The organism is Roseovarius sp. SK2 (genome assembly GCF_028807495.1).
In the GTDB taxonomy this organism is placed as follows: domain Bacteria; phylum Pseudomonadota; class Alphaproteobacteria; order Rhodobacterales; family Rhodobacteraceae; genus Roseovarius; species Roseovarius confluentis.
Window position 1 is genome coordinate 15783 of record NZ_JARAMK010000002.1, and the last position, 12784, is coordinate 28566.

Below are 12784 nucleotides of genomic sequence, written 5' to 3' on the forward strand. Positions count from 1 at the left end.
GATCTTTTATTCTGTCTTGCAGCAGAGGTGCGAGGCGTTTTATTCTATTGCCATAGCTCGTAGTCATGACTACTCATTTTTTGATAAGTTCAAATTTGGTGTCGCGCTCAATATGAAGGAGGACAGAGGTCATGGCTGAGAAGACTCTCGAACAACTAGAAGCCGAGCGAGAGAAGCTAGACAAGCAGATTAAAGAGAAAAAGAAAGAGAGGATATCGAAGCTGTGGGCTGATGCAAAAAAGCAAATGGATGCTTTAGAAGACGAACTTGAAGACGCTTCAGAAGACGTGTGGTCTGAGGTGAAGCAGGTTGTCGCGCGGTGGCAAGGTAAACTTGGCATGAGTTCTAAATCTAAGACTTCTAAGTCTGGAAGTACAAGACGGGTTATTTCCGAAGAGACTAAACGAAAGATCGCTAAGGAAAAGAAGGCCGGTAAGAAATCTGTGAAGCAGATCTCTGAGGAAAACGGTGTGGCGGTCAGTCAAGTGTACGCTTACGCTAAGAAATACTCTTAGAGATCAGCGTGCCGACAAATCACATGGCTAGCGCATCGACGGGTGGGCAGTGGACGGGACAGAGGTAGACCCGTGATTCTTAAACGAACAAAGTCCTATAAGTATCCTATAGCTTTTCGTTCGATTAACGGTGTAATACAGGTGCCCCGTTTTAAGACAACCTTCTAAAGGCATTAAAATGAATCCTTATTTGATCTTCGTTGTAACTTCGCTTGTTTTCGCCACTAGCACGAAAAGCACGGCCACGGAAATCATACTCTCTTGCAAAAGAGCTGATGTCGGGGGCATAATTGATGGCGTGCCCTGGGGCGCTCGAGTCTATTTAAGATTATCAGAGAGGTTTCTACGGGCTGACACAGTTGAGCACTCAACAGATCTGAACGCTTGGAAAGATTGGTGCTCAGATGAATCTCTGAAAATTAACAACCAAATGGCATTTTGTGAGACATCTTATGAAACTATTGAGGCATCGACAACAAAGGAGGCCAAAAGGCTCGTAGTTGATAGTCAATGGAAGCTTCAGAAGTGGCCTGCGAAACTTCTCAATGTTGAAGCTACCCCTTGGGTAAAAAAAGTTTTCGTGAGCGGAACAGTAAATTTTTCTTCGGGTAAATCTCTCCTCAAATTTTCTGGCAAAGGTCCGAATGGCGAAATGATGGTATCAGATACTGAAGGGAAAACGGTGAAAAGGGCTAATTGGAAGTCGTACGAAAGCCAATGTGAATTTTTCCAATAGCTGGATAAACCAACATCCCACCAGTGATGATGAGCATAGGCGTTGGTTACAAGCTTTGCGCCGAAAGTAGTTTACAAACCTCAAAACACTATCTCTGGCAGAGGCTGAGCATATAATACGTGCACATCCCCAGTGGCCCATGCCCAACCCCTTGCTGACCCTTCGCGTCCTCTGTCTTTTCTCTCAAGGCGAACGCGAAGCACTAACAGCCTGATTACACAGCTAACATTACACAAAAATTCGTCGGGTGCTCGGTTGGAAGAAGCTAAAGTCCAGCAGTTTTCTGGGATCGTATCGCCTGCATACCCCGACCACACAGCAAAGGGAAATTGGCCCGACCCGTACAATACCCTTACATCACCCGATGTAACCTCTTGTTTTTTCATTATTCACTGAGAGCTGCTTCAATCTCACCACACCTCGCCTGTAACCAATAGGTGTTGTAAATTTGCCTGCCAATCAGTCGTAAGCCATAATAATTGAAACCCTTGATTATTTGGACTGATGAGCGGTACGGTTAGAGCTTATTGATAAACCATTGAAAGTAGTCAGACATTGCTACGATCAGCACTTTTGCTATACCTTTGTTTATTAGGCGCTTTTGCGTACAGCGCTGATAATTGCGAACCATATAAAATTAAGGAAGGTGAAACCTTAAGGGAACTTTCCGAAAGGGTATTCGGTGATCCCGATAGCTTCACGCGTTTCTATGACGATCCCAGAAATTTGGAAACCTTGGGAACCAACCCAAATTCAATAGTTGCTGGCACCGTATTGTATTTACCTTGCAAGATTACGCCACCTAGCAAGCCAGCAGCATCATCGAAGAAGGACACTTCTAGCCGTTCAAACGATCCCGGTCCTTTTTCACCGCGGTTCTGAACTATGTCTGACGAAAACTATAAATCGCGACTTTCCGATAAGAGAACGGTAAGTATGCAAATGAGCGAAACCATTAGGTTCATTTCGTATGGGGTAGTTGCGCTGTCATTCACAATACATAGCGTTTCAAGTCCACTCGCAGAGCAGCTTCTGAAACAAAATGAGACACTAGTTAACCTCGCAGCTCTGGCGGCGATGATTGCTATTATGGCTGACTATTGCCAATATCTTGCTGGTTACCTTTCAGTGAATGAGGCCCTGAGGCGTGAGAATGAGGAGTTCACGTATAACCCTCGGTCAGCCTGTTACTTTTTCAGATCTAAGCTGTTTTGGGCCAAACAAATTTTTGGATTTCTTGCAGCAGCAATCATGATAGCCGCTGTATTTCTAGCAACAATATAGATCTGTTGTCGATTTGGTAACATAGAGCCTCTTTGTATAGTTGTCTCTTTTGCAGAGAAACCCAAGGAATGGAGCTTAGCCGAGACACATCCTATCTGGAGTCTGCCCAGTCCGTTAGCGAGAGTTCGCAACGTTAATCCATCAGCATGAAACAAAATAAAAACATACGCACGTAAATGGCCCGGGCAAGAATGAGATTACCAATGCTCAGTATCTTACAGCGGTCACACTGCGCAGCGACAGTGAGCCGCCAAGCTCATCATAGAGCGTCTCAAAGGTCGCCTTGATTACCTCGCTCAAGTTCCCTCGCTTCGCATAGACCGACATACCGATATCGTCTGTGTTTGCGTGGCCCACAGCAAGGTTCCGCGCTTCTTTAGCTACGCCTGCGTTGACCAAAGCTGAAACACCAGTTCGCCTGAATGAATGCATGTCCCATTCGTCAGCATTTATCGCCAAGACTTTTCTGGCCTTCTCAAGAGCCTTGCCGAGGTAATGCGCTGTGGTCCGGTCGTAGCCGCCTCTGAGAAGCCTTGGGAACAAGAGGCCTTCGTTCTGAGGACATACAGGCTCAGTGACCCTAGCGCGTATCACGGCCCTCCTGAGAAGCTCACAATCCCCCTGCCCCACAACAATGACAGTCCGGTTACCGGCTTCTGTTTTCGCCCCTGTGATCCTGAGGCGCATATGATCGTCTTGATCGTCAATATCACTTAGGGCCAACCCTGCGATTTCTCCAAGGCGACAGGCCGTCACCCAGAGCAGCCGCACAGTCAAATACATTTCCTGCTGATACTTCAGACGGCCATTCCCCGCGATATACGACAGGAGCGCTTCAGCTTCCTCTCGTGTCACCGGTCTCAGGTTCTTCTTTCTCGGGTCTAATTTTTGCCTCTGACCTGCCAATCTGCGACGTAACGAGGAAAACGGGTTCTTCATGTCACCATCTACAAGGCCCCAGTGTTCTAAGACACGCCAGTAAGAGGCCAAACAGATTTGATGAATAGAAAGACTACGGTGTGATAGTAGCTGGCCAGTCTTTTGCGAAGGTGTGGACTTCAAATGATCCATAAAACCCAAAGCCAACTCGCGGTTTATCTTAGTGACCTCACAGTTGCCTGAGTAATCCTCGAACCTCGCGAGAATGTTGCGGTATCTTGCTCGGGTACCGTTTGTGATCCCATCGCTTACGCTGAGCCAGCGGTGGGCTGTCTCTCGGACGGTGGTGCCGTAGCTGGTGCGAGCATTAGAGGTTACTGGTTTCTCAAAGTCTGAAAACAAAGAAACTTTGATCTGCTCTAGGACTTCCGCTCGTTTGCCGAGGGCTTCTACTAGGTCTTTTGTTCCAAGTGATCGGATAATCTCTTTCTTTCCGACCACGGATTGAAACTCAGTAGGCACTGAGAACCTCACAGCGTAAACGTCGCCTCGCTTGAAGATTCCTTTAGGAAGTGTACGGGTCACGGGTCTATTTCTCCCTTACAGATTGGAGAGTAAGCCCTTGATTTTGATGGGTATTGGTGCGGTCGGGGGGACTCGAACCCCCACGAGTGTTAGCTCACAGCGACCTCAACGCTGCGCGTCTACCAATTCCGCCACGACCGCCCGTGACCGAAAGGCGCCCCGTGGGATCGCCTTGGTGAGCCGCCGTATAGGCAATCGCGCCCGGCTTGTGAAGGCCAAAAACCACGGCTTTGACAAAATCCGCGCCACCTGCCAAAGCACGCCGATGGTAGACTGGATCACCTCCCCCGGCCTCGTCGACTACGAGACCGCCTGCACCGAGATGGAGGCCCGCGCCGAGGCCATCGCGCGGGGCGACGCCAACGAGGCGATCTGGCTGCTGGAGCATCCGCCGATGTACACCGCCGGAACCTCCGCCAAGCCCGCCGACCTCACCGATCCGGACCGCTTCCCGGTCTACCCCACGAAACGCGGCGGGCAGTACACCTATCACGGTCCCGGCCAGCGCGTCGTCTATGTCATGCTGAATGTGGGCCAGCGCGGCCGCGACGTGCGCGCCTTCGTCCAGCAGCTGGAGACCTGGGTCATCGCCACGCTCGACCAGTTCAACGTCACCGGCGAAATCCGCGAGGGCCGCGTCGGCGTCTGGGTCGTGCGCGACGACAAGCCCCTCACCGCCACGGGGCAAAAGCCCGAGGACAAGATCGCCGCCATCGGCATCCGCCTGCGCAAATGGGTCAGCTTTCACGGCATCTCGATCAACGTCGAACCCGACTTGAGCCATTTCACCGGCATCGTCCCCTGCGGCATCACGGACCACGGCGTCACGTCGCTCGTCGATCTCGGCCTGCCGGTCACCATGGGCGACGTGGACGTAGCCCTGCAAAAGACTTTTTCCCAAGTCTTCGGCTAAAGCGTTTCCGGGTCAATCCGAAACATGCATCGCTTTTGGCGTTCGAAGAGGCAGCGAAAAACGATGCAGGTCTTCCCGGAAACGCTCTGACCCACACACGAAAAGACCCGGACAAAGCGCGATTCACGGTCTTGCTTCGCCCGGGCCCTACGCGGACAGTATCGCCGGCCGTCAGGCCAGCTCGGTTTTCACCTCGATATTGCCCTGCGTCGCGTTGGAATACGGACAGATGAAATGCCCGCGCTCCATGATCTTCTTCGCGGTGTCCTCATCGACGCCCGGCATCTTCACTGTCAGCTCGACCTTCAGCCCGAACCCGCCATCGTCACGCGGTCCGATCCCCACCTTGGCATCCACGGATGCATCCTTCGGCACCTCGCCCAGCTTCTCGCTCTGCGCGGCAAAGCGCATTGCGCCCAGGTAACAGGCGGCATAGCCCGTCGCGAACAACTCTTCGGGGTTGTGCCCCTTGCCCGCACCGCCCAGCGCCTCCGGCGTGTCCATCGTGAAGGTCAGCATGCCGTCTTTCAGACGCGCCACCCCTTCGCGGCCACCCCCGGTGGCATGGGCCTCGGTCCAGTACTTGATATCGGTCGACATGAGGACTCCTTTAATCTCTCAAGATTAAATCGTACACGATACATATGTCGATATCTGCACCTGTCAATGCTTGCGATCAAATCGCGCACGACATAGCTTGGCGCAATGAGCACCCTTCCCCCACCCGACATGCTGTGCTTCGCGCTCTATTCCACCGCGCACCGGATGCAGCAGACCTACAAGCCGCTCCTTGCCCCGCTTGGCCTGACCTACCCGCAATACCTCCTGCTCAGTGCGCTCTGGACCGAGGACTCCCGCACCGTTGGCGCCCTGGGCCGCGAGTTGCAGCTTGAATCCAACACGCTCACCCCGCTGATCAAGCGCCTGGAAACCCGCGGCCTTTTGCGCCGCGAACGCGATACGGCCGACGAACGCCAGGTTCGTGTGCATCTCACCGAACCAGGCCGCGCGCTTCAGGCCGATGCCGCCCATATCCCGGACTGCATCGCCCGCGAAACCGGAATGGACATGGATGACCTTACCCGCCTGCGCGACGAGATTCTCGCCCTGCGCGACCGGCTCGACCCCGCCTGACGCCCCGCACACATCCCGGCGCGCCCTCCCTTCCTCTGGACAAAAATAGGCCTGCCACGCACGCCACGCCCAGCACGACGCGTCACATCCCAACGGCCCCGAGACGACGCACATGGCGGTGTCGAGACATCCTGCGCGAGTGAAACGCGCTCCTTTAAGTCACCGGAACCCCTGCAATCCCACCCCGTCAGAACGGAATATCATCCGTTCCTGTCACGAACCGCGCCACCACCTTCTTGACCCCGGCCTTCTCGAAATCGATCTCCAGCTTGTCGCCCTCGATCCCGATGATCGCGCCATAGCCGAACTTCTGGTGAAACACCCGCTCGCCCATCTCGTGCGCGCTCACGGCCTGAGCATCGATCACCATGTCCCGCGCTTCCTGCGGCTGGCTCATCGGCCGCTGCTGGCTGCGCGCCTGCATCCGCTTCCAGCCGGGCGAGTTATAGACATTGGCCTCCGCCATCCGAGACTCGATCGACCCCAGGCCTCCGCCCGCAGCCCCATAGCCCCCGCCATACAGCCCCGGCGGCGTCAGCACCTCCACATGGTCCTCCGGCAGCTCGTCGATGAACCGGCTGGGCATCTGGCTCTGCCATTGCCCGTAAACCCGCCGGTTCCCCGCAAAGGAAATCGTGCACACCTCCTCGGCCCGCGTGATCCCCACATAGGCCAGCCGGCGCTCCTCCTCCAGGCCCTTCAGCCCGCTTTCATCCATGCTCCGCTGGCTGGGGAACAACCCATCCTCCCAGCCCGGCAGGAACACGGCCGGAAACTCCAGCCCCTTGGCGGCGTGCAAGGTCATGATGCTGACCTTCTCGCCTTGTTCCTCGCTCTCGTTGTCCATGATCAGGCTGACATGCTCCAGGAACCCCTGCAGGTTCTCGAAACCTTCCAAAGCCTTCACCAGTTCCTTGAGGTTTTCCAACCGCCCCGGCGCCTCGGGCGTCTTGTCCATCTGCCACATCTCGGTGTAGCCGGACTCATCGAGCACCATCTCGGCCAGTTCGACATGGCTGACATCCTTGTCGCCCACCAGCCGTCCCCAGCGCCGCAGACCGTCAAGCAGCTTTCCCAGCTCTGCCGCGCCCTTGCCGGTCAGCCCCTTCTCTTCCAAGAGGATCGCAGCCCCTTCCACCAACGACACGCCGTTCGCCCGCGCCGTCACCTGGATCTTCTGCTGCGCCTTGTCGCCCAAACCCCGCTTCGGCGTGTTCACCACCCGCTCGAAGGCCAGATCGTCGGCGGGGCTGACCACCAGCCGGAAATAGGCCATCGCATCGCGGATTTCCATCCGCTCGTAGAATCGCGGCCCGCCGATCACCCGGTACGGCATTCCGATCGTCAGAAACCGATCTTCGAAGGCCCGCATCTGGTGCGACGCCCGCACGAGGATCGCCATGTGATCGAGGCTCATCGGCGCCATGCCCCGCGTGCCCCGCTGCATCGCCTCGATCTCTTCCCCGACCCAGCGCGCCTCCTCGTCGCCGTCCCAATGACCGATCAGGCGCACCTTCTCGCCTTCCTCGGCTTGCGTCCACAACTCCTTGCCCAGCCGGTCCTTGTTGCCGGAAATGACTCCCCCTGCGGCGGCCAGAATATGCGGCGTCGAGCGGTAATTCTGCTCCAGCCGCACCACCGTCGCGCCCGGAAAATCCGTCTCGAACCGCAGGATGTTGCCCACCTCTGCGCCCCGCCAGCCATAGATCGACTGGTCGTCATCGCCCACGCAGCAGATGTTCTTGTGCCCGCCCGCCAGCAGCCGCAGCCACAAATACTGCGCCACGTTGGTATCCTGATACTCGTCCACCAGGATATATCGGAACCAGCGCCGGTACTGCTCCAGCACGTCGTCATGGGTCTGAAAGATCGTGACCATGTGCAACAGCAGGTCGCCGAAATCCACCGCGTTCAATTCGCGCAGCCGGGTCTGGTACTGCTTGTACAGCGCCACCCCCTTGCCGTCATAGGCGCTCGCCTCGGCGGCCGGAACCTGCTCGGGCGTCCACGCCCGGTTCTTCCACTGGTCGATGATCCCCGCCAGCATCCGCGCAGGCCAGCGCTTGTCATCGATATTCGCCGCCGCCACCAGCTGCTTCAGCAGCCGCAGCTGGTCGTCGGTGTCCAGAATGGTGAAGTTCGATTTCAGTTCCACCAGTTCCGCATGCCGGCGCAAGAGCTTCACGCAGATCGAATGGAACGTGCCCAGCCACGGCATCCCCTCGACCGCCTCGCCCATCATCCGGCCCACGCGCATCTTCATTTCGCGCGCCGCCTTGTTGGTAAAGGTCACGGCCAGAATCTCGTTCGGCCTAGCGGTATTCGTGTTCAAAAGATGCACCATGCGCGTGGTCAGCGCCTTGGTCTTGCCCGTGCCCGCGCCCGCCAGCATCAGGACCGGCCCCTCCAGCGCCTCCACCGCCTTGCGCTGCTCGGGGTTCAGATCGTCGAGGTACGGCGCCGGACGGGCCGCCATCGCGCGGGTGGCCAGCGAGGCACGCTCGAAGGCATCGGATTCGTCGAAACTGCTCATGGCGAAACAATAGCGAAGCCGCTACCCGAGGAAAAGCCAATGTTCACACTGTGTTCCAACCTGTTAACACTTATTCACACCGCCTAACGCCGCGTAGGGTGGGTGAAAACCCACCTTTGGTGGACGAAAACCCACGCGCTCCGCCTACGAGCCTGCGCCGCTCTCCCGCCGCAACGCCTGCAAATCGCAACTGGCCGCAACGGCGCCCGGCCCCGGCAGGTCATCCATCCCGGCTACCCCCTGCCGCATTCCGGACGTAGCTGCCCAACGCTGGATCGCCCCTTCCGAACAGCGCAGGTACAGCACGCCCGCCGCCTTGGCCACGTGGCGCATCTCGTGCTCGAACCGGCCTTCATAGCCGTCCCGGTCGATCAGGATCACCACAGGCTGCTTGCCCGTCAGATGCTGCGCGAACAGCGCCTGGTGCACGGAATCCCGCGCGCTGGGGCTGCCATCCAAGCCCAGCTCGATCACATGATCCGCGGTCTCGCAATCCACACGCACGTATCGCTTCATCCCCGCGACATCGAAATAATGCCTCTGCTCCTCGGCACTTCCGGCCAGAAACGCACACAACAACGCCGCCAGTTCGACCTCACCCATTCTCCTCGCGCTCGAAAATCGTTAACAAAAGGTTAACACGGCGACCGTGAAACCATACACCACGATTTCAGTCACACCGACCGGGCGCTCCCGCAACAACATTTCTCAATAAAGATTAACGCCCGCGACCGTCCCATTTCCTTCGCACAAAGAATATCCCCCACGAAAATTCGTACGAATTTTCACCCATGGCGCGAACCGCTTACCCAGATCGGATCGGCGCAATCCCGCTTTCCGTACGGCGCCGGTTGGAACGAACCGACGGCGTCCCCCGTTGGAAAGGCAATGGAGAAAGAGGAGGACACCCCATGAACCGCAAGATGACAAGCGTGCTCGCAATTTGCACCATTGCCGGACTTTCCGGCCCCGCCCTGGCAGACTGCCAGGAAGAACTGGCACAACTGACCGGCGAGTCTGGGATGGCATCCGAAAATGGCATCTCCAAGGACGGCAGCCTCGCCCCGCTCGAAGGTTCGGAAGAAAGCGCCGATGCTTCGGACAGCATGGAAGGCACCGACAGCAGTTCGGACATGGAAATGTCCGACACCGGTTCCGACACGGACCTCTCGGCAAACGCCTCGGACATGAATTCCGACGACAATGCCTCGGGCGACACCGCGGAAGCCGACGGCGAGATCGTCAAGGACGGCGATACCGCACCGCTCGACGCCGATACATCCTCCGTCGCCACCTCTGGACAGGACGCCGCCGATCAGCAGGACGGCATGAGCGACGAAAGCGCCACGAGCGGCTCGGACACCGAGATGTCGCAAGAGGCCAAGGATGCCATTGCAACCGCGAAAGCCGCGCTCGAAGCCGGTGACGAGCAGGCCTGCATGGAAGCTGTCGAGGAAGCGCGCAACTCGTAAGGTCTACGCAATCACAGCTAGGCTTGGAAACGCCGCCGCCTCCCCCCGGGACGGCGGCGGGTTTTCATGTTCGTCGAGTTCCGGACCTGTTCCGGAACCTCGCCCTGCCGAGCGCCGTCACAGTCAACGCGACGCCCGCACGTTGATTATTTTCCCACTTTTGCAGCATCCCGACTGTTGCACACCGTACGGCGCATGAACCTCGCGACACGCGAAAATTTCCACCGTTGTCATACCACCCGGATACCGACGTGATACCGACGCGGTTTCGTGCAGTGAATGGCACCGTTAACCATCCTCGCCGCAGATTTCGCTTCCCGGCCGCATCGCGGCTTGCTATCGCTTTGCCATGTCGCTCGATGCCCGCTTCCCAGCCATCTCCGATCTGCGTACCCGCGCCCGCCGCCGACTGCCGCATTTCGTGTGGGAATACCTCGACAGCGGCACCGGCTCCGAAGCCACGACGCGACGCAACAAAACGCAGTTCGACGCGGTGCGCCTCATGCCATCGATCCTGCATGGAGAGATCACGCCAGACCTCGAAACTTCCTTTCTGGGTCAGAAGTTTAGCCTGCCTGTCGGGATTGCGCCCTTGGGCATGTCCGGCATGATCTGGCCCGGCGCTGAACAACTCCTCGCCCGCGCCGCCGCCCGTGCTGGCCTTCCCTACACGCTCTCCACCGTGGCCAGCCAGAAGCCCGAGGATCTGAGCTCTTCGATCGGCGAAAACGCGTGGTTCCAGCTTTATCCCCCGCGGGATCCGGACATTCGCATTGATATGATCCAACGCATTAAAAAGGCAGGGTTTTCCACCCTCGTCATGACGGTCGACGTGCCCGTCGGCTCGCGCCGCGAGCGTCAGGTCCGCTCCGGCCTGACCCAGCCGCCCCGGATCACACCCCGCATCCTGGCCCAGATCGCGACCTGCCCCGCCTGGGCCATGGGGATGGCCGGACGCGGCATGCCCCGGATGCGCTTCATCGACGATTATGCGCCCAAAACCAAGGGCTTGCCATCCAACAAACATGCCGGCTACCTGCTGCGCACCTCACCCGATTGGAGCTATCTCGCCTGGCTGCGCGAGCACTGGGACGGCCCGCTGATCATAAAGGGCGTGCAGGACCACCGCGATGTGCCACGGCTGCAATCCGAAGGCGTCGACGCCATCTGGATCTCCAACCACGCAGGCCGCCAGTTCGACGCCGCCCCGGCGACGATCGAGACCCTGCCCCGCATCCGCGCCGCCACCGACCTGCCGATCATCCTCGACGGCGGTGTCGAGGGCGGTCTGGATATCCTGCGCGCTCTGGCGCTCGGCGCAAATTTCGTCATGATGGGACGGGCATGGCACTACGCCCTCGCGGCGCTAGGGCGCGACGGCCCGGCCCATCTCGTGCACATCCTCAAGTCCGATCTCGAAGCCAACATGGGGCAGCTTGGCCTCGTCCATCCACAGGATGCCCCGACCCGCCTGCTGCCTGACGATGATGCATAAGCCTCTCGTATTCATAGCTTTTCTATCAATACCCGCACTCGGCATGGCCCAGGAACACACCTGTCCCGCTCCTCACTCGCTGGTCTACCCGCTCGACGACGTGCTGCAAAGCGCGGCTATCGCACTCCAGTACGATTTTAATGACACGAGCGATGCCGAGTTCGGATCCGAGGCCCATCTCGCCCAGACCCGCCGCAACGTTCTGGGCAATCTGGCGGGCAAGTCGCAGGCCGAACGTGACGCGCTGATCCTTGCACGTCTCGACTGGTCGACCACAGCGACGGTGCCAATGCTGACATTGACTACGACAGACCACGCCGGGTTGTTCGACGTGTTTCTGGAAACGCTCGACCGACACGATCTGCACGATCACGCCGCGGCTTTGCGCGCCACCCGCGACGCCTTCCCTGTCTGGGACACGACCGCGCGGAACCGCTATGAGCAGTGGAGCGACGGGCGCGGACAAATCCGCGATGCCCTGCTGGACAAGGCTCTGCGCGAGCAGTCTCACAGATTCAAAAGCGCCCGACCAGGTCTGTTGCAGAAAGCCGCCGTGCTTCTGTCCGATGACCCGTCGTTCGACGATTACATGGCGCGGCGCAGCAACGCTCCCGACGACAGAAAATTGTACTTCATGCTCGACGAACTGGCAGCCTGCGTTCCTGTCGGACACGCATTCGACCCAGACCCTGATGCGTTGACGCGGGTGCCCCCTACGATCGCCGATTTCTACGTGATCCACATGCTCATGCTCGAAAGCATGAATGGCGGCTTCCACCAGTATATCTTCAACTCCACCGGCGCCCTCGCACCCGACATGATTGCTGCCCTGAGCCGTCTCGGCCTGCCCGAACATGCGCAGGCCGCGGAAAAGGCGCTGGCGGTTTTCCCGGCGCCATACCCGCGCAGTACCGATGACCGGCGCGCAATCATGCGAGACTTTGGCCAAGCGCAGAACAACGCGCTGTACGACGCCACCTGGATCGTCGATGACGGCGCCATTTACGATGCGCTTCAAGACCTTGCGCAAAGCGAAGGGTACTGGCCGCGATAGGTTTGAAGGGCACCTGGAACTGTGCTGTCCGAACGGGTAGCAATCCTACCCGCCTGGCCAAGAAAATCGCCCGCCGGTAGATGTACCTACTGTGGCGGATTGCGCTATCCTCTTGCAAAACCTAAAAACAGGCGCGACGCTGCACTGCGGCGCAAACAATGCTGCGCGACCGCAGCGAACGACA

General features: G+C 58.0%; 11 protein-coding genes and 1 tRNA gene. 7 read left to right on the forward strand and 5 right to left on the reverse strand.

Annotation, left to right across the window (positions count from 1 at the left end):
- Positions 1-131: 131 nt before the first annotated feature.
- Both PVV74_RS04345 and PVV74_RS04350 read left to right on the forward strand, forming a co-directional pair.
- Positions 132-515, forward strand: coding sequence for a hypothetical protein (locus PVV74_RS04345; RefSeq protein WP_274592376.1), 384 nt, complete (start codon positions 132-134; stop codon positions 513-515).
- 178 nt (positions 516-693) lie between these two features.
- Positions 694-1251 carry a hypothetical protein gene (locus PVV74_RS04350; RefSeq protein WP_274592377.1) on the forward strand — a complete coding sequence of 186 codons (558 nt, stop codon included), beginning with the start codon at positions 694-696 and terminating at the stop codon, positions 1249-1251.
- Positions 1252-2742: 1491 nt separating this feature from the next.
- Here the strand turns inward: PVV74_RS04350 and PVV74_RS04355 are convergent.
- Positions 2743-3999 (reverse strand): DUF6538 domain-containing protein, encoded by a 1257-nt coding sequence (locus PVV74_RS04355; RefSeq protein WP_274592378.1) that lies wholly within the window; start codon positions 3997-3999, stop codon positions 2743-2745.
- Between the two features lie 54 nt (positions 4000-4053).
- Positions 4054-4140 (reverse strand) — tRNA-Leu (locus PVV74_RS04360).
- A 67-nt stretch (positions 4141-4207) separates the two neighbouring features.
- On the opposite strand from PVV74_RS04360, the gene lipB reads away from it, so the two are divergent.
- Entirely contained in the window at positions 4208-4912 is a 705-nt protein-coding gene (gene lipB, locus PVV74_RS04365; RefSeq protein ID WP_274592706.1) for a lipoyl(octanoyl) transferase LipB, read from the forward strand.
- Positions 4913-5083: 171 nt separating this feature from the next.
- Here the strand turns inward: lipB and PVV74_RS04370 are convergent, their stop codons facing one another.
- Positions 5084-5512 carry an organic hydroperoxide resistance protein gene (locus PVV74_RS04370; protein ID WP_274592379.1) on the reverse strand — a complete coding sequence of 143 codons (429 nt, stop codon included), beginning with the start codon at positions 5510-5512 and terminating at the stop codon, positions 5084-5086.
- Between the two features lie 105 nt (positions 5513-5617).
- Between PVV74_RS04370 and PVV74_RS04375 the strand changes: the two genes are divergently transcribed.
- Positions 5618-6046: a MarR family winged helix-turn-helix transcriptional regulator gene (locus PVV74_RS04375; protein ID WP_274592380.1), complete on the forward strand. Its 429-nt coding sequence runs from the start codon at positions 5618-5620 to the stop codon at positions 6044-6046.
- A 187-nt stretch (positions 6047-6233) separates the two neighbouring features.
- Here PVV74_RS04375 and PVV74_RS04380 read toward each other — a convergent pair whose 3' ends face one another.
- Positions 6234-8579 (reverse strand): ATP-dependent helicase, encoded by a 2346-nt coding sequence (locus PVV74_RS04380; protein WP_274592381.1) that lies wholly within the window; start codon positions 8577-8579, stop codon positions 6234-6236.
- Positions 8580-8723: 144 nt separating this feature from the next.
- Positions 8724-9182 (reverse strand): hypothetical protein, encoded by a 459-nt coding sequence (locus PVV74_RS04385; protein ID WP_274592382.1) that lies wholly within the window; start codon positions 9180-9182, stop codon positions 8724-8726.
- Between the two features lie 308 nt (positions 9183-9490).
- On the opposite strand from PVV74_RS04385, the gene PVV74_RS04390 reads away from it, so the two are divergent.
- The 3 genes from PVV74_RS04390 to PVV74_RS04400 all read left to right on the forward strand — a co-directional run bounded on the left by PVV74_RS04390 (position 9491) and on the right by PVV74_RS04400 (position 12600).
- A complete protein-coding gene (locus tag PVV74_RS04390) occupies positions 9491-10051 on the forward strand; it encodes a hypothetical protein (RefSeq protein ID WP_274592383.1) in 561 nt (186 codons plus the stop codon).
- Between the two features lie 349 nt (positions 10052-10400).
- The gene (locus PVV74_RS04395; RefSeq protein WP_274592384.1) at positions 10401-11546 is read left to right on the forward strand and encodes an alpha-hydroxy acid oxidase; all 1146 of its coding nucleotides are present in this window, start codon (positions 10401-10403) and stop codon (positions 11544-11546) included.
- Positions 11547-11589: 43 nt separating this feature from the next.
- Entirely contained in the window at positions 11590-12600 is a 1011-nt protein-coding gene (locus PVV74_RS04400; RefSeq protein WP_274592385.1) for a DMP19 family protein, read from the forward strand.
- Positions 12601-12784 lie beyond the last annotated feature (184 nt).